Here is a 17002-nt window from a genome sequence, read left to right on the forward strand (position 1 = left end):
CCGCAGCGCTTTCCGCCGCCGACGCGACTGCGCCCGGTTCGTTCCCGGCGGCGGTGCAGTCGAAGATCGCTCTCGGGAAACGAGATTCACTCCGGGCGGACACTCGGTCCGCCTGCCGGACCGTAGCGCGAGAGGTTGCGCGAGAAACCATCTGGCTATCGCGCGGCTCGCAGCAGGGCTGCGGCAGCATCGACCTCGCCGCCTGTTGCGACGCGGCGAATGACATTCAGGGCCTCACATCGGGTCATTTCAGGTTTTCCCAGCAAGAACGCGGTTACACCCCACTCGTATAGGGCGTAGCGTGCAAGTTTGGGGCCGTTGTGTGATCTGACCCACTTTTGTATACGCGAGGCTATAACTCGACTCTATTTCGCGCGCTCGATGAGAGACGGAGTAGATGGCAAACCAGGAGTGACCAATGAAGTGTGGAGTGAGGATGGCGGCGGGGGTGGGGATCGGATACTTGCTGGGACGCACGCACAAAATGCGATTTGCGCTGATGTTGGTGGGCGCGGGATTGAGCAGGCAGGCGGGGGGCCCGCAGGCGCTGCTGCAACGCGGTGCCTCGGTGCTCGGGTCGTCGACTGAACTGACCAAGATCACCGACACGATTCGCGGCGAGCTGATGGATGCGGCGCGGGCCGCGGCGGTCACCGCCGCGAGCAACCGTATCGATGCCTTGAACGCTCGCCTCCAGGAGCAGGGCGAGATCTCTGAGGCGGACGAGGACGAGCGCCCCGAAGGCGCGGAGGACTATGCCGAAGAGGACTACGAATCCGCGGACGAGGACCGGGAGGACGAGGACGACACCGAGCCCGAGAAGGCCAAGAGGTCGTCGTCGACCCGCGCGCGGCCGTCCACCCGCCGTCGAGCGGCGGCATCCAGCTCCCGGACACCGGTCAAGAAGTCCGGCTCCGGGGAGCGTAAGCCGACGGGCGCCCGACAGCGTCGCGCCCGTGCCGGTACCGCGGACAGCGCGCCGGTACGACGCACGAGGAGGTGATGGTGATGGCCGCGAAAGCTCTAGGAGACGTCACCCGCACGGTCGGCAAGACCGCGACCGGAGCCGCAGGCCGAGCCAAGAAGGCGGCCGCGCCTGCCACACCGCAGGGGCAGTTGCAGGACTCGTTACGGAATCTCACGGAAACCATTGCCGAACGCGCTCTCATGAGGGTTGCCGGCCGGGTAGCCGGGACGGCCGATCGCCTCACCCAGGTGGCTGAAGGCGGCGGTGGCAGCCTGTTGTCGGCGTTGACCGGCGTCGAGAAGCTCGCCGAAGGCAAATCACCGATGGGCGCGGCGATGAGCGCGGGCATGGACAAGCTCAAGCACACCGCCACGGAGAAGTTCCAGGACGTCAAGGAATCCTTGACTGGAGGCAAAGGTAAGGGCAGCGGCGGCAAGAAGCTCAAGTTGACCAATATCGTCGAGCACATCGATGTCGGTGTGCCGATCGAGCTCGCCTACGACCAGTGGACCCAGTTCGCGGACTTCCCGAAGTTCATGAAAAAGGTCCAGCAAGTCGAGCAGGTCTCCGACGAGAAGCTCGAATGGTCCGGCAAGGTGTTCTGGTCCAAGCGGACCTGGAATTCCACCATCATCGAGCAGGTGCCGTTCGAGCGGATCGTGTGGCGTTCGAAGGGCCACAAGGGCTACATCGACGGCGCGGTGACCTTCCACGAACTCACCCCCGATCTGACGCGGATCATGGTGGTACTCGAGTACCACCCGGCTGGGCTCTTCGAAAAGACCGCCAACCTGTGGCGGGCGGCAGGCCGCCGGGTTCGACTCGAGCTCAAGCATTTTCAGCGTCACGTCATGACCGAGAGCGTGCTGCACCAAGACGACATCATGGGCTGGCACGGCGAGATCCGCGACAAGAAAGTGGTCAAGGACGACGAGACCGCTCGTCGCGAGGAGCAGGAAGAGACCGAGGACGAAGAACGCGACGAAGCCGCCGGAGACGAAGAACGCGACGAAGACGAGGACGAGGAGACCGACGAAGACGAAGAACGCGACGAAGACGAAGACGAAGTGCGCGACGAAGACGAGGAACGCGACGAATTCGACGAAGACGAGGAAGACGAGCGCCCTGCCCGTCGGCCCGCGGCGCGCCGTCGGACCGCGTCGACGAGTCGTCGCACCACGTCGGCGAGCAGGCGCGCCACACCGGCACGCCGATCGACCGCGCGGAGGAGGCAAGAGGCATGACTATCGAACCTGCCGGTGGCGGTGGCGTGGCCACCCGCCCGAACGCTTCGGGCTTGGCCGACGTCATCGACACCATTCTGGACAAGGGACTGGTCATCGACGCGTTCGTGCGCGTGTCGCTGGTCGGTATCGAACTGGTGACCATCGACGCCAGAGTCGTGGTGGCCAGCGTCGACACTTATCTGCGATTCGCCGAGGCCGTCAATCGACTGGAAATCTCCGACACCGAGCCGAAGGGACTGCCTGACCTGGTCGGGGAGGTCGCCAGCGGCGGAGCCAAGCACAAGACCCAGGGCGCACTCGAGGCCGCGGGCGAGAAAGTCCTGAACTTCATGGACGACGTCGAGGCGAGGCGCCAGAAGCAGAGCCGGTCGTCGAGACGCAAGGAGGATTGATGTCCACCGAACAAGCGACCGAAGCGCGAGGAAAAGAAAGCGCTGGGCGTACCGCGGTGTACGTCTACGGCATCGTGCCCTCGGACGTGGAGCCCGAAGAGCATGCCTCCGGTGTCGGCGACCACGGCGTCAGCGTGGTGCGACACGGGGAGATCGCCGCGTTGGTCAGCGAGATCTCGACCGACCGCCCGCTCGGCACCCCTGCCGACATGACCGCGCACGCGGAGCTGCTGGACGGCTCGGCCGCGGTGACGCCGGTACTGCCGCTGCGGTTCGGCGCCGTCATGTCCGACGCGGAGGCGGTGGAGAAGGAGCTGCTGGAAGCCAATCACGACGAGTTCCGCACAGCGCTGGAGGAATTGGAGGGCCGCGCGCAGTTCGTGATCAAGGGTCGCTACGTCGAAAAGACGATCCTGCGGGAACTGCTTGGCGAAACCCCCGAAGCGGCTCGGTTACGCGACGAAATCCGAGACAAGTCGGCGGACGCCACCCGGGACGCCCGGATGGCACTCGGCGAGATCATCAACCAGGGCATCGAGTCGAAACGCGCCCAGGACACCCGTCGGGTGCTCGATGCGCTCGAACCGCTGGAACCCCTCGTCAACGAGCGGACGCCGACCCATGAGCAGGACGCCGTACACGTGGCGGCCCTCATCGAGCTGTCCAAGCAGGGCGACCTCGAGGATGTGTTGGCCGGGCTCGCCGACGAATGGGACGACCGCGTCGACCTATCTTTGCTCGGCCCGATGGCAGCCTACGACTTCGTGATGAAGCGCGCACCGGAGGGCTGACCCGTGGGTTTGCTGTCGTCGATCTTGACGTTGCCGCTCGCCCCGGTCCGCGGCGTGATCTGGGTCGGTCAGATCATCCAGGACGAAGTCGAACGACAGCTGCACGATCCGGCGACCATCCGGCGTGAGCTCGAGGCGATCGACGAGGCCGCGGCGGCCGGGCAGCTGTCCGAGGAAGAGCACGCGCAGGCCCAGCAGGCCGTCCTCGACCGGATGATGCGCCCGAGCGGCGGCACGGCACCACCTGACGGGAAGGGATGATCCGAGTGAGCGCCAGGAAAGCGGACGACGACACCGAGGACGGCGGCGGCCGATCGGATCGATCGGGATCCCGGACGGCCGCACAGGCCGCCGCGGCAGCGATCGCGCAGCTGGCCGAGCTGACCTCGAAGGACGCCGAGGGGGCGACCTCGGCCGAGCCCCTCGAGGAGGGCTGGCTGGTGGAGGTCGAGGTGCTGGAGGACCGCCGCATCCCCTCGTCGGCGGACATGCTCGCGCTCTACGAGGTGGAGCTCGACCTGGACGGGAACCTGTTGGCGTATCGCAGAACCCGGCGTTACAGCCGCGGCAGCACCGACATCGGAGTCAGGGGTACGCCATGACTGTCGTGAACAGCGGATCGTCGGTGCCAGAGCCGTACGGCGCAGGCCACCGGTCGACGAATCTCGGCGACATCCTCGAGCGGGTCCTCGACAAAGGGCTGGTCATCGCGGGCGACATTCAGGTCAATCTGCTCGACATCGAGCTCCTCACGATCAAGCTGCGATTGGTGATCGCGTCGCTGGAGACAGCGAAGGCGGTGGGCATCGACTGGTGGGAGACCGATCCCTGGCTCAACAGCAAGGCTCGTAGCCTCGAGCGGCAGGATCACGATCTCGAACTCGAGAACCAAAAGCTGCGCGATCGGATCGCGGAACTGGAGCAGCGCGATGTCACCCGCAAGCCCATCGAGCGCGCACGCGAACCGCAGGAAGAGCGGGACCGTGACTGACGGCTCCGGAGTGTGGCTGTACGCGGTGACCAGCGCCGAGGACCTCGGGGATGACGTGGGCGACCTGACCGGCGTGGCCGGGGAGGCGGTGCGCACGGTGGTATCCGGCGATCTCGCGGCGGTCGTGGGGTCGGTGCCGCTGGCGGTCTTCGGCGACGAGCCGCTGCGCCGGAATCTGGAAGATCTGGCATGGCTGGAGGCGACGGCTCGGGCCCACGACGCCGTCGTCTCCGCGCTGGCGCGACGCGGCACGGCCGTGCCGTTGCGATTGGCCGTCGTCTTCCTGGACGACGATCGAGTGCGCGGCATGCTCGACGAACGCCACGCGGCATTCGAGTCGGCTCTGGACCTGATTCGCGGACGGACCGAGTGGGGCGTCAAAGCCTACGGCGACCGCGCCGCGCTCACCGCCGCGGTGGCCGAGGCCGATCTGGCCCGGACCGAAAGAGGCGGCGCGGGAACGGCTTATCTGCTGCGGAGGCGCGCGCAGTTGTCGGCGCAGGAAACCGTCGAACGCGACGCGGCCGAGCGCGCCGATCGAATCCACGAACTGTTGGTCCGGCAGGCGGCGGCGGGTCGGCGTCAGCCGGTGACGGATCCCGTACTGAACGGCCGCCGGGACTGGATGGTGCTCAACGGCACCTACCTGGTCGACGACGACCGCGCGGACGAATTCGCCTCGGCGGTCGAGGATCTCGGGAACCAATTTCCGGGTATCCGGCTCGAGCTCACCGGACCGTGGCCGCCGTATTCGTTCGCCGGCGCGGAACGGGAGACGCCATGACGCGCACCGACAGCGAGCGCCGCGTCGCGCTCGTCGACCTGCTGGATCGGGTGCTGGCGGGCGGCGTCGTCATCACCGGCGACATCAAGCTCTCCATCGCGGACGTCGACATGGTCCAGATCTCGCTGCGTGCGCTGATCTCCTCGGTCAGCGCCTTGTCCCCGCTCGAGTCCGCCTCGCACAGCGCACTGGAGCCACCCCCGGATGACTGAGTTCGACGGTCTTTCACCGCGTATCGACACCGATCCCGAATCCGTCGAACGCGGACTCGTCACGCTCGTGCTCACCCTCGTGGAACTGTTGCGCCAGTTGATGGAGCGCCAGGCGTTGCGTCGCGTGGACGACGGCGACCTCAGCGAGGAGCAGATCGAGCGCATCGGCACCACCCTGATGCTGCTCGAGCAGCGCATGGCCGAACTGCGCGACCATTTCGGACTCACCCCCGAGGATCTGAACATCGACCTCGGACCGCTGGGAACGCTGCTCCCCGAACGGTGAATGTGTCCAATTCTGTGGACACGCGAGCTCGGCGACATCTTCGACGACGCCATGACCACCGTCACGAACATGTCGATCCCCGCGATTCTCGCCGTGTACGACTTCCACGCGTTTCGCACGATCGTCGACGTGGGCGGTGGTCACGGTCGCCTGCCGGCCGCGATCCTGCACCAGGCGCCGCAAGCCGACGGAATCCTGTTCGATCTACCCTCGGTGACCGAAGGCGCACCGGCGCTGCTGAACGAGCACGGCGTCGCCGACCGCGTCACCATCGAATCGGGATCTTTCTTCGACACCGTCCCCGCGGGCGGCGATGCCTACGTCCTCAAGCACGTCGTGGAGAGTTTCGACGACGCCGAAGCAGTGCAGATCCTGCGCAACGTTCGCAGCCGGATCGCACCGGAAGGCCGAGTGCTGCTCATCGAAATCGTGCTTCCCGAGGACGATTCACCACACTTCGGCAAGCTGCTCGACATGGAGATGCTGGTGTCGGTCTGCTGCTCGGCCCGCTGATGCTGACGCCACGCATACACCAGGGCGGCGATGACGGACAGCCAGGCCGCAAGCGCGGTCCACGCACCGGCGGAGATGTCAGCCATATTGCGGGCCAGGTCCTCGAGCCAGACCACGCACCGCAGTAGACCACGGTCCGGCCGTCGGGACAGCATTCGTCACCCCGGGGCGACTGTATTTTGCTGAGACGTGGTTGCTGGTGGGAAAAGCAGAGACTGAATCGCCTTACCGGGCTGACGGGAGATTGCCGTCGACGGGCTGGTCAGGGGCCGGCGAGGAACAATTCGATGGCGCGCTCGACGATGAAACCCATGGCGAACACGGAATCGTCGTCCTTGAAGGTGTTCTGCCACACCGCGATGAACCTGCGGTCGGTCCCCATGTGCTCGACCACCGTCCCCTCCGACAGCACGGTCCTTCCGTCCTTGAGGGGGCCGCTGCCGATCTTGGTGTGGGTGACGGAGAAGTTGCGGAAGGGCAGTTGCGGTCGCCGAGTCTTGTCCATGAACGAGGGGTCCGCGCCGGCCGACGCGGACACCTGCAGGTGCGCGCTGAAGTCGTCGGAGCTGGCCGCATCGACCAAGGTGCCGTTCAAGATGTGCGCGTACATGTTCGCGACATCGAAGGTGCTCGCCCCCTGGGCCGTGTCGACGTCGTTCACGCACGGAATCCGCACCGGTGGAAAGGCTCCGGTGAAGGTGCCGCCCAGCCAGATTCCGTCTCGCGCAGGTGGGAAGAAGAATCCGCCGGCCTGCAACGTGCCGTTGATCCAGCTGTACCCGAGCGCCTTCACACACTCCGCGGCTGCTGCGTTGTCGCTATTGACGATCATCCGGCGCATGTTGGTGCGGAAGGTGTTCGTGAAATCGGCAACGAGGCCGGCACCCGTATCGCCGGCCGTGAAAATCTGGGTGTACTTGGGCACCTTCATGTCTCGGGTGATACCCGGCGTGCTGTTCACCTGAGGTACTGCATCCGCGATCGTGTCGTCGAAACTGGCCTTCACACCGTTGAACAATTCCGCCGCTGTCCCGGGAGACTGCTCTGCCGAGAAATCGTTCACCTGCTTGCGAAGCTGAAAGGCTGCGTACATCGCGGCGACCTTGAGCAGGCTGGCGGAGAAGAAGGTGCGCCCGAACGCCACCCCGCCGTGCTGGAAGCTCGTCGGCGACGTCGTTTCATCCACTGCAACCAACGAGATCGCGGTTCGGAACGGCCGCTCGAGGCTGGGGAATTCTACAAGTGCCTTTTCGATCGCGGTTTGCAACGACACCGTCATCACCGGGTCGTCGGCAAGCAATGTCTCGAACGGTGTGGGAAATGGTTCTGCCACGGCTTTCTCCTTACAGTGCGATGTGATCCGCATAGACCAGCCGCTCGGTGGTAGACAGCGTCTGCTCACCGGGCTTCGGGTCGGCGGCCAGCTTCTCGAACTCCTCGACCAGCACACGCAGGTCGTCCGAGGTGCCCGGGGTGAGCAGCTGCTCGGCGGGCTCCAGTTTCAGCACGCCTGTCCAAGAAGTCTTGAACGACGTCGCGTCGACACCGGCCAATTCGCAGTCCACGGAACGGACGTCGGTCCAATCGAGGTCGGACTTGGCGCCCGCGGCTCGCGCCTGCAGGGTCGCCGTCACTCGCCGCGACTTCGTCAGCCCTGTCCGCAGCGACGCGGTGTCGGTGGGCTTCACCGGCTTCTCGGCGCCCGGCTCGGCCGTCACGGCGGTCACACCCGTGACCGTGACTCGGACTTCGTCGGACTCCGGCCGGCTCAGCGTCGCGATCCGCTCGGGCGCAAGCTGCACGAAGTCCGTCGCAACGATCTCCGAGAACTCCATCCCGACAATCGAATTGGGTTGATACCGAGCCATCGACAGCCGCAGGAACGGCCAGACCGCATTCCCCGAATCGAGGATCACATCGACGAACCACAGTTTGCGCCCGTCGTGGAACTCCGGCCGGAACATGTACGCGTTGACGACCTTGTCCCGATCCGCGAACTTGTCCGACTTGCGTTGCCTGACGACATGCATCACGGGCCGGCCCGGCTCGCCCAACGGTGTCAACGCCAGCTGTGCGGCACGTTGCTGCCATGCCGGAAGAACGGGTACCTCATAGGTGTTCGTCATCTTGGGTCCGGCGATGATCGGATCTCGCGCCCACAGGCTGACCTTCTCGTCCGGCGTGAGTCCCGGCTCACCGGTGGTGAGCACGGCCAACAGCTCACCGTCGCCGCTCGAATACCACCCGCGCTCGAGCCAAATGCGGACTCCGCTGCGACGGATCCGCCGGATCGCGAACGGATGCTCGGGCTCGGTCGTCTGCTCCCACATGAACATCGGGATCACCGAATGCACGACCGGAAGACTGGGCCGTGCGCTACTTGGGATGTTCACCGCGACCTCGTTGCCGCCCGATGCTTCGTCGTCGGCCGGCGGAAGTTCGTTGGGCAGGAAGAACTCCCGATAGCGCGACGTGCCGAACAACCGATAATTGACCGTGCGTGCCTTGGTGTCCGGCAGCTTGTGGATGGCGGTCCGTATGTTGACCTCGCTGCGCCGCTTCCCCACGTTTTCGGCATCCGGCTGCAAAGTGAGCATCGAGTACCGCTCGTGCTCCTCGATCCGATGGTCGACGACGATCTCCTTCGACGTGGAGACCTTGGGCTGCTCGCTGGCCGGATCGTCGATCAGATCGTCCCACCGGGCACGCAGTTCGACCTTCTCGGTGCTGGCCCCGTGAACGTCGATCACACCGTCGAGATTGGCGGTCGGGATGTTCGCCGAGCGCGGTTCTGCGACCAGCCGCGTGATCACCGGCGGCCGCGCCGGCCGCGCGGTGGCGTGCACCAGGCGAAGCTTCTCGTCGGGGGTCAGCCACCACAACCAGCCGTCCCGGGCGGCCTGTTCGAGCGTTTTCCGGTCCGCCTCAGGTACATTCGGATCCTGCACCGGATGTAGCTTCCACAGCGCCATCTTCTCCAGGTGCTCGGCATCCAGTGTCGTGGAGAACGCCACCGCCACCTGCTCACCCGGGGGTAGGCCGACGTTGATCACGTTGCCGTCCTGCTTGGCGTCCAGCCGCGGAGCGTTGTGCAGCACCAGACGCAGAGGTTGCAGCTCCGGCCACTGGCCGGAGTACTGGATGACGACCGACTGCAGCACACGGGGATTGGCCATGCGGTGGTCCGCGCCGGACTCATAGAACACCAGCGCCACACCGTCGGCCATCGGGTCCGGCAGATATGGCAGCACGAGATTGTCGACGTCGTGCACGACGTACTGGCCCTCGGCCGGCTGGCTGTTCGGTCCATTCGGAACCTGAAGGTCGTCGAGCGTCACCAGATCGGTCGCGCCCGGAGTGGCCAGCAGCGCCATCCCCGGCTGCGTGATGGTTCCGGTGGGGGAGTTCAGGTCCTGAATCCGGGTATTGAAGAGGTTGCCTCGCTCCTTGAGCGCGACGGCATATGCGCGGGTGTGATTCCCGGCCCGCATCAACGCGTCGAAGCGTCCGTCGAGTTCGGCCTCCATCTGGCTGCCCTTCGGCGGCACCACGTGACGCTGACACAGGCCGGGACTGCCGACCAGCCCGGTGCGGATGACCATGCGCTGCAACGATTCACCCGGCGTGTACGCGACCCGCGGAACCAGCGTCGGCGCCGGGATCGGGTCCCACCGGAAGAACGGTCGCGGTGTGCTCACCGTGTCCGGATCACCCGAGTCGCTGAAGAGCCCGGCCAGCTTCTCGGGTTCGATGTCCAACTGCGGGTTCATCCGCCCCGACAACGCGTGCTCGACCGCCGACGCCGTCGCGCGTTCGATCTCGCCGGGCACGCCTTCGGGATGCGGCGCCCGAGTCTGCGCGAGATCGGTACGCAGCGTTACGAACACGCCGGCCTCTTCCCGTTGCCTGGCATCGGCGCGCAGCACGTCGAGATGGGCAGACGCGGCCGCAACCATCCCGTCCGCCGGCTCACCGGTGGAGAGAGGATCCATGGGAACGCTGTTGCCCGCCAGGTCGACTCCCGAGATGCGGAACGAATACTTCCGCCCATAGCGCAGCGCCGGAAGCGATTTCGTCTCGGCGGTCGACCGCACCTCGATGCCGGGTGGCTGGCCGGATTGGTCGGTGACGTCCTCCGGCTTCGCGGTGACCTCTTCCCTGCCGTTGCGGTGGATGATCATCTTCCCCGGCCGCGGCGCCGAGAGGCTCCAGCCATCCCACCCTGCGAGCACCTCGTGGATGTAGTACGGGTTGTTGGCGTTGCCGGGCACCCGATTCATCGGCGGGTTCTGCAGGTAGCCGACGTCGCGGACGCCGTCGAGGATGGACTTGTCGTCGAACGACGCGCGCACTCGCCGCTCGTGCAGGCTATGCCACATCTTGGTGACGTCGTCCCACACCTCGACGCGGTTGCCGCGATGCAGCCCCTCGAAGTGGAATTGATGCCGCGTCTGCGCGGTGCCGGGCACCTCCACGACCGGGTCGAGATCTTGGGCCTGTTGCAGCCGGACCCGAAGGTCGTCGGGCCGACTCAGCTCGGCGAGGCAGAATCCCGTCGCCCGCAGTGCTGCCGGGGCGAATGTTGCCGGATCCCCGTTGGCCTCGGTCGCCAGCGCCCGCACCACGTCGCGCAGCAGTTGCTCGAGGGACAGCCCGGCCGCATCGGGATCCAGATCCATCACCCGATACCGCTCTGGGTCACCCAGCCCGAGACGCCCGACGCGCCACCGGTCGCTGGCCGGCTTGGCCAGGAAGCGTGAACCCACTGTCATGCAATGCGTTTCGGGCGACAGGTACTCCTCGGCACCGTCGACGATCACATCGCACCGGATCAGGGTGGCGTTGCGCAGGGCATCCAGATCCTGCACCCGCACGTCGACGACGAAGCCCAGCTTGCGGGCGAGGGTGGGAACGTTGGCCGTCGACGACGCCCGTTCGTGGAAATCCGGGGTGTCGTGCGGTGTGCGCGGCGGTTCTGGCTGGCCTGCGACGGGCTTGTCCTTGTACTCCTTGGCCTCTTCCGGCCGGTTGTAGTATTTCTGCGCGGCGTGCACGTCGGCCAGCATTCGCTTCATGGGACTGTTGATCAGTTGCGGTTCGGCTAGCAGGCGGTCCAGGAACGCGGTGATGTCTGCATCGAGCGTTCGATCGGCGAGCAGAAGTTCGATGGGGGAACGCCAGGGTTGCGGCGTCACGACATCGAAAACGTGAAGATCGGGACCGGCGTCGGGGTCGAAGATCGCCGGTGTCGGACGGGGCGGATCGATCGCCGCACGGGAGGCGTTGTCCTGGCCGACGGTCAGGTCGTTCCGGTGGCCGGCGACGGCCTCCGGATAGCGGCTCAACGCGTCGATCAGACCGTTGCCGGGCCTGGCTTCTCTGAACACGTCGAGTGTCGCTTCGGCCAATCGATTGCCGGCGACGCTGGGACGGTTGACCGGGCACGAGCATGCCGACGTGTAGTGCGCGTCGAGGGCGTGGTCGCGCATTCTGTTCGCCGGGTACGAACGCCATGGGGTCTCGGTCACGACCGGCTTCGGGAAATCGCGGACCTTGGTGCTCGCGGGAAACGCTGTTGCCCAGGCGGATTCACTGGGCGGCACGATGCGTGGATCGGGATCCGGATTCAGCAGCGGCGTGCAACTGATGGCCGACGGGCTCGAATCCGTGTGCAGCCGGAACGTCGCCTCACGCAACGACTTCACCCAGTTGACCATCACGGCGTAGTCGGCGAGCGTGCCGCCGCCCTCCAGCCGATGAGTGAAGTACAGCGAAATGTGGAATGGGTCGTTCGGGTCGACCGAGTACGGCAGGACGGTCGTCATCACCCGGGTGGTTGCCATAACCTACGCTCCGATCGCAAAGGTTGAGAAGTATTGATCCCACATCGCTTGACCACCCTCGGTCGGCGGCATGATCATGGCCAGCGTCGGATCTCCCTTGGAGCCGGCCAGTTTTCGTTCGCAGGTGATTTCGACGGACGCGGAAAAGAACGCGATCTCGATCTCGACCCGAAGGCTGGCCCGGCCGACGAGCTTGCCCGAGGCAAAGTCATACGTCAGTGACAGCTCGAGGGTGATCGACGCCGACGCGATGCCGAGCACCTCGACCTCACCGCGGATGCGGAAGTATCCGGTCAGCTGGCCCTTTTCGCCTTCGAGCCGCAAAAACACGCCGATCATCACAGACACCGAACCCGAGGCCACGCCGAGGTCGACGCTCAGCGACGCGCCGGCCTCCAGCCCCATCTCGAGCATCACCAAGCCCTTGGGCGCCAAGCGGATAGCGACCCATCCGCCGCCTCCGATCGCCATGACCGTCAGCCGGAACGGGGATTCCTTGCTGCAGAAGCCGAAGCCAACGGTGACGGCCTCGCCGAGGAACGGCACCCGGCAGTCAGCCGACAGCGCGATGTTTTCCAGCGTGAACACACCGACCGCGACGCTGGGCAGCGCGAGCTCGAACCCCGCGGTGGCGCCCGCCGGGGAGATGTCGACGTACGGCGGGTCGGCGAAGCCGTCGAACGGGATGAGTCGGCGCAGTTTCTCGATGAAGCCAAGCGCTCCGAGGAACTCCAGCTTGTCGAACTGAACGTCGACCTCGGGTTTGCCCCCGGTGGCGACACGGAAACCGATGCGGCTGAACGTCATCGACATCAGCGGTGCGCCGGGCAGCAGCTGCAGCCGGAAGTTTCGCAGCTGCGCACTGACGTCGGACTGCGGGTCACCCTCCTTCGGGACGCGGACCTCGACGGCGATCGTCAGGGCCTGGTCCGGCCTTGCGGGAATGAACACGAGGTTGTCGTCGCCCGGCGCCGGTCCCCAACCCTTGATCGTCGGCGTCCACTCGTACCGGACCGTCGACCCCTCCAGCGGATTCTTCAGCGCCTCGATCAATTTGTTGCCCTGCGCGAGTGTCAACGCGCTGTCCAACGCCTTGTACGGCCGCTCGATCAGCGCGCGCAGATAGGCAGGCAGGAACTGGTTGGCCGTCAGTGCCTTCACCTCACCCAACGCTTGCTGAAGCTCAGACGGCAGGTTTCCGGCGGAGTTCGCTTCGCCCTTGGCGATCTTGATCAGCGAATCGACCAACGGTTGAACGGGTTTGGCGGCCAGCTTGTCGATGGCGAGCTGCGTCTGGTTGCGCAGGGCCTGCAGCCGCTGTTCGGCGCCTGCGGTGGTGGCCGCCGCGATGTCGACGTCCAGCGTCGCGCGCGCCTTCTGGAGCCCGGCGACCAGGTTTGCGTAATCGGCGCCGACGGAGCCGATGAAGTCGAGTTGGTCTGCGATGAGCTTCGGGGCCTCGCTGAGCGGACGGCCCTCGAGCAGGATGTCTTTCAGGTCGAACAGACCGAACAACTTCGGCAGCGCTTGGCCCAGGAAGGCGCCGGGATTGAATTTGTTGTCCTTGATGCCGTTGGGTGCGCCCTTGTCACCGACCGCACCCTGTGTACGCGAGATCGCGTTGATCGCCACGTTCGGCTCGACGAATCCGCCGCCGCGGTCGCTGCCACCGGAGAAGTTCAGCTTGTTCTCCTGGTCGAGGACCAAGAAGATCTGCGCCGGATCGTCGTTCTCGAAGCCGGCGGCCGTGTACGCGTCCTCGTACTTGACGGCCACAGGACCACCGCCCCGATTCACGGTCGCCAGAGCGGGAATCGTGATGTGCGCCTTCACCATCCACGGCGTGCTGGTGAGCGGGAAGGGGTCGCCGGTGAGGTCGAGGAACTGTAGCCGAGCCGTGGTGTCGCCGGGGGTCTTCGCCTTGGCGAAAGCGACCTCGACACCGCCCACGTCAATCGACTTGTGTTTGGCGATTTCGTCATTCCACGTTGTCAGCGCGCCCCCTGGGGCACCCTCCGGCACGGCCACAAGCGCTGTCGCCATGGTGATCACGCGGTCCGCCCAGTCGACGGCGGTGATCTTCCACAGATACTGGTCGGCCCCCACTTCGGGCACGAAAGACGTCGTCGCCGGGTCGGGCGGTTGGTTGATGTCCGGAGACACCAGCGGGTCGATCGATACCCTCTTGAACGGCAGCCGGTTCAGTCGCTCGTTCTCGTAACTCCTCGTGTGCTCGCGCAGCACAATGAAATAACGCTTGAACAGGTGCGCCGCCTGATCACCGTCGGCCGCCTTGATCCTGCGCTCGGTGAGCTTGACCAGCGTGCCGCGGTGTCCGAACGGGAAGAGGTAGATCGGTGTTTCGACGCGGACGTAGCTGTCGCGGCCCATCGGCGCCAGATGGCGGTACGCCGACAAGTGAAACCCGGTGTACTCGGCCGACCGCGGCCACGCCACCCGCCAGTCGACCCACGCGCCCAGCGCGGAAAGGAACAGCTTCTCGACCGTGAGTGGTTCGGGCTCGATGACCGTCTGGCCGTCGTTCGGCTTCGGATTCGCGGTCTGCCGGACAATGGCCCTTCTGTCGGCCGGCGTCAGCGAGCCGTAGTCGGGGTCGGCGTCCTGGGTGTCGTCGTCGTCCCGCGTCCACACGGCACGGACCGTTCGAAGCTTGTCGTCGTTCTCGTCGACACCGACGAACTTGCCGTCGACAATCCGGCGCACTCCCAACCGAGAGTGCCACAGCTCGACCCGGTTGGAATCGCTTGGCGCCGTTGCGGCATCGGCCGCGTGGGTGAAACCGCCGTTCACGTCCGGCGAGACGATCAGCCGATACGGCGCCTCGATCGCCGTCTGGTCGTCTTTGGGTGCCGCGGGCGGCACCAGCGCCTCGGGTGGTCGCTGTTGGTTGGCCTCCAGTCGGGGCACCGCCAGCGGCGGCACCCGCAGACCGAGCGTGCTCAACGCCTTCAACACCCCGGACACGGTGAACGGAATCTCTGTTTTCTTGTGGAGTTCGAACACCACGCGCGAATCGGTGGCGGCGCGTGCCCGAGCAACATCAGGGGTATTGGGTGGCTGGTGCAGCGGATCGTCGAGCGTTGCCTCTTCATAGACGTTCTGCGGGCCGAAGGTGACGATCAGATGTGCGTTGTCGGTAACGGCGACCAGACGGGTAACCGTTGGCGGCGGCGGGGGGCCGCCGATGCCGGGGATGACAAGGACCTGGCCGGGGAAGATCAACGACGGGTTGGCGATGTGGTTGGCGGCGGCGATCTCGCGATACCGGAACGGGTTTCCGTAGAAGCGCTGAGCCAGATCCCACAGCGTGTCCCCTGCGACTACGACGTGCGTCACCGGCGGAGGAGGCGGTGGCGGGCCTGGCCGCCGCGGAATGATCAGGACCTGGCCAGGGCGGATGAGGCTCGGGTTCGGGATATGGTTGGCCTCCGCGATCAGCCGATACAACCGGCCGTCGCCGTAGTAGTGGACGGCCAGATTCCAGAGGTTGTCGCCGTGGACGACAGTGTGCCGCGCCAACGGCTCCGTGGGAGCGGCCCCGTCGGCGACGACCCGGCACCCGATCGCGACGCACTGCACGTTCAACAGGTCCGCCGGCCGCAGCAACCGGAACTCGACCGGGTCGGGCGGTTCTTGCGGGTCGGGACCCGGCCCAGGATCCGGCGGCGTGAGGTCCGGAATCCGCAGCACCTGCCCCGGGAAGATCCGGCCGGGATCGGCGATGCCGTTCGCTCGGGCAATGATCGGAAACTTGTTGCCGTCGCCGTAGAACCGCTGCGCGATGCCGAACAATGTGTCGCCACGGATGACGGTATAGAAGCTGTCCATCGGCCCCTCCTGCCCTGCCGGTCCTCGCCGATGGCGAAGCTACGCGCGACGGAACACGTTTGACTTGAGTAGTGCGCTACTCGATTTCGGCGACGTAACGATGTGGAGTTCGTCGAGCACTGGTGCGTGCAGGTCGGGACACGGGCTGTGCCGGGTAGTCCGTTGCTCGGCCTGGCCGGCCTGTGCCTCGGACACACCGCTCGGCGTTTCGGGCATCTCAGCGAGGAAGCCCCTTGCACTGATGAAGTCACTGACGGCGCGTGCCGAGGCCGACCCGTCGGACGTGGACGGTCGGGCCCTCGACGGCTATGACGACGTCCGGAGCTTCCTGCACCTGTGGTGAGGTGCGGTCAGGCGGCGTTGCCTGCCGCGGATGACACGACTGACGGCCTAGGTCGTCTTGCGAAGTAGGTGGTCGTGGGGTCGGTGTGGGCTGTCGTTGGGGCCGCGATCCGTTCGACGTCACCGATCCGTGCGAACGGCCTGTGTCTCGACACAGGCGACGGCGGCGTCGAGCGCCGCCTCCAGCGGAGCGGGTTCGCGCTGGGCCCGGGAGACGAGCATGCCACCCTCGTAGGCGGTGACGACGACGAGCGCCAGGCGGTCGATATCGGCGTCCGGGCGCAGTTCTCCCGCATCGCGCATGGCGGTGAGGCCGTCGGCGACGGCGGCGGTGAGGCGGCGTAATCCGGCGGCCACCAGTTCGAGGAGTTCCGGGTCGGTATCGGGGATGTCCTCGGCGAAGGAGGCCAGCGGACACCCGGTGCGACAGCCGGTCGCGCGCGCCGCGGCGACCACCGCATCCCGCCACGCGCGCAGATCGTGTAGCGAGCGCATATCGAGCAGCCACTTGTTGGCGATCACGACCTCGGTGCTCGCTTGGATGACCGCCGCGAGCAGGTCCCGTTTGTTGTCGAAGTAGTGATAGAGCTGCGATGCGCTGACGCCCGCCTCGTGCTGGATCGCCTCCATCGTGGTGTCGTGCGCACCGTTCGCGAGCATCAGGCGCGTGGCGGCGTCGACGATCCTGGCGCGGCTACGTAGTCCTTTGGCGGTCAGGGTGTCGGGGGACGCGGGCATCGGACTTCTCCGGACTCGATTTTGGTATTGTCATTCCATTCTGTGCT

At 66.0% G+C, this 17002-nt stretch carries 15 protein-coding genes; 11 read left to right on the forward strand and 4 right to left on the reverse strand.

All coding sequences use genetic code 11. The features are described 5' to 3' along the window. The first annotated feature begins 418 nt into the window (after positions 1-418). From AC3ERS_RS10375 to AC3ERS_RS10425, 11 genes are read left to right on the forward strand one after another with little or no spacing between them, the layout of a single operon-like run. Positions 419-1003 (forward strand): hypothetical protein, encoded by a 585-nt coding sequence (locus tag AC3ERS_RS10375; RefSeq protein WP_488186840.1) that lies wholly within the window; start codon positions 419-421, stop codon positions 1001-1003. A gap of 5 nt (positions 1004-1008) precedes the next feature. Further along, the gene (locus tag AC3ERS_RS10380; protein WP_431965966.1) at positions 1009-2211 is read left to right on the forward strand and encodes an SRPBCC family protein; all 1203 of its coding nucleotides are present in this window, start codon (positions 1009-1011) and stop codon (positions 2209-2211) included. After that, positions 2208-2606, forward strand: coding sequence for a gas vesicle protein GvpJ (gene gvpJ, locus AC3ERS_RS10385; RefSeq protein ID WP_431965968.1), 399 nt, complete (start codon positions 2208-2210; stop codon positions 2604-2606). Before AC3ERS_RS10380 ends, gvpJ begins: the two co-directional genes overlap by 4 nt. Continuing rightward, positions 2606-3397 carry a GvpL/GvpF family gas vesicle protein gene (locus tag AC3ERS_RS10390; protein WP_431965970.1) on the forward strand — a complete coding sequence of 264 codons (792 nt, stop codon included), beginning with the start codon at positions 2606-2608 and terminating at the stop codon, positions 3395-3397. Before gvpJ ends, AC3ERS_RS10390 begins: the two co-directional genes overlap by 1 nt. Positions 3398-3400: 3 nt before the next feature. After that, positions 3401-3658: a gas vesicle protein GvpG gene (locus tag AC3ERS_RS10395; protein WP_431965972.1), complete on the forward strand. Its 258-nt coding sequence runs from the start codon at positions 3401-3403 to the stop codon at positions 3656-3658. Positions 3659-3663: 5 nt separating this feature from the next. Beyond that, positions 3664-3999 carry a gas vesicle protein GvpO gene (gvpO, locus tag AC3ERS_RS10400; RefSeq protein ID WP_431965974.1) on the forward strand — a complete coding sequence of 112 codons (336 nt, stop codon included), beginning with the start codon at positions 3664-3666 and terminating at the stop codon, positions 3997-3999. Then, positions 3996-4388 (forward strand): gas vesicle protein, encoded by a 393-nt coding sequence (locus tag AC3ERS_RS10405; RefSeq protein ID WP_431965976.1) that lies wholly within the window; start codon positions 3996-3998, stop codon positions 4386-4388. Before gvpO ends, AC3ERS_RS10405 begins: the two co-directional genes overlap by 4 nt. Continuing rightward, a complete protein-coding gene (locus tag AC3ERS_RS10410) occupies positions 4381-5172 on the forward strand; it encodes a GvpL/GvpF family gas vesicle protein (RefSeq protein ID WP_431965978.1) in 792 nt (263 codons plus the stop codon). Before AC3ERS_RS10405 ends, AC3ERS_RS10410 begins: the two co-directional genes overlap by 8 nt. Then, positions 5169-5384 (forward strand): gas vesicle protein, encoded by a 216-nt coding sequence (locus tag AC3ERS_RS10415; RefSeq protein WP_431965980.1) that lies wholly within the window; start codon positions 5169-5171, stop codon positions 5382-5384. The genes AC3ERS_RS10410 and AC3ERS_RS10415 overlap by 4 nt, the downstream gene beginning before the upstream one ends. Continuing rightward, positions 5377-5670 (forward strand): gas vesicle protein K, encoded by a 294-nt coding sequence (locus AC3ERS_RS10420; protein WP_431965982.1) that lies wholly within the window; start codon positions 5377-5379, stop codon positions 5668-5670. Before AC3ERS_RS10415 ends, AC3ERS_RS10420 begins: the two co-directional genes overlap by 8 nt. Continuing rightward, a complete protein-coding gene (locus tag AC3ERS_RS10425) occupies positions 5671-6183 on the forward strand; it encodes a methyltransferase (RefSeq protein WP_431965984.1) in 513 nt (170 codons plus the stop codon). A 262-nt stretch (positions 6184-6445) separates the two neighbouring features. Here AC3ERS_RS10425 and AC3ERS_RS10430 read toward each other — a convergent pair whose 3' ends face one another. The 4 genes from AC3ERS_RS10430 to AC3ERS_RS10445 form a co-directional block, all read right to left on the reverse strand. Beyond that, positions 6446-7516: a serine hydrolase gene (locus tag AC3ERS_RS10430; protein WP_431965986.1), complete on the reverse strand. Its 1071-nt coding sequence runs from the start codon at positions 7514-7516 to the stop codon at positions 6446-6448. A 10-nt stretch (positions 7517-7526) separates the two neighbouring features. Beyond that, positions 7527-12026, reverse strand: coding sequence for a hypothetical protein (locus AC3ERS_RS10435; RefSeq protein ID WP_431965988.1), 4500 nt, complete (start codon positions 12024-12026; stop codon positions 7527-7529). Positions 12027-12029: 3 nt separating this feature from the next. Next, positions 12030-15269 carry a hypothetical protein gene (locus AC3ERS_RS10440; protein WP_431965990.1) on the reverse strand — a complete coding sequence of 1080 codons (3240 nt, stop codon included), beginning with the start codon at positions 15267-15269 and terminating at the stop codon, positions 12030-12032. A 1068-nt stretch (positions 15270-16337) separates the two neighbouring features. After that, positions 16338-16955, reverse strand: coding sequence for a TetR/AcrR family transcriptional regulator (locus AC3ERS_RS10445; RefSeq protein ID WP_431965992.1), 618 nt, complete (start codon positions 16953-16955; stop codon positions 16338-16340). Between the last annotated feature and the right edge of the window lie 47 nt (positions 16956-17002).

The sequence above is a fragment of the Nocardia sp. bgisy134 genome, assembly GCF_057708325.1.

Bases quoted from the DNA above. Each gene is read 5' to 3' on its own strand.
- AC3ERS_RS10375 (WP_488186840.1), top strand. From the start codon at position 419: ATGAAGTGTGGAGTGAGGATGGCGGCGGGGGTGGGGATCGGATACTTG.
- AC3ERS_RS10380 (WP_431965966.1), top strand. From the start codon at position 1,009: ATGGCCGCGAAAGCTCTAGGAGACGTCACCCGCACGGTCGGCAAGACC.
- gvpJ (WP_431965968.1), top strand. From the start codon at position 2,208: ATGACTATCGAACCTGCCGGTGGCGGTGGCGTGGCCACCCGCCCGAAC.
- AC3ERS_RS10390 (WP_431965970.1), top strand. From the start codon at position 2,606: ATGTCCACCGAACAAGCGACCGAAGCGCGAGGAAAAGAAAGCGCTGGG.
- AC3ERS_RS10405 (WP_431965976.1), top strand. From the start codon at position 3,996: ATGACTGTCGTGAACAGCGGATCGTCGGTGCCAGAGCCGTACGGCGCA.
- AC3ERS_RS10415 (WP_431965980.1), top strand. From the start codon at position 5,169: ATGACGCGCACCGACAGCGAGCGCCGCGTCGCGCTCGTCGACCTGCTG.
- AC3ERS_RS10420 (WP_431965982.1), top strand. From the start codon at position 5,377: ATGACTGAGTTCGACGGTCTTTCACCGCGTATCGACACCGATCCCGAA.
- AC3ERS_RS10425 (WP_431965984.1), top strand. From the start codon at position 5,671: ATGTGTCCAATTCTGTGGACACGCGAGCTCGGCGACATCTTCGACGAC.
- AC3ERS_RS10435 (WP_431965988.1), bottom strand. From the start codon at position 12,026: ATGGCAACCACCCGGGTGATGACGACCGTCCTGCCGTACTCGGTCGAC.
- AC3ERS_RS10445 (WP_431965992.1), bottom strand. From the start codon at position 16,955: ATGCCCGCGTCCCCCGACACCCTGACCGCCAAAGGACTACGTAGCCGC.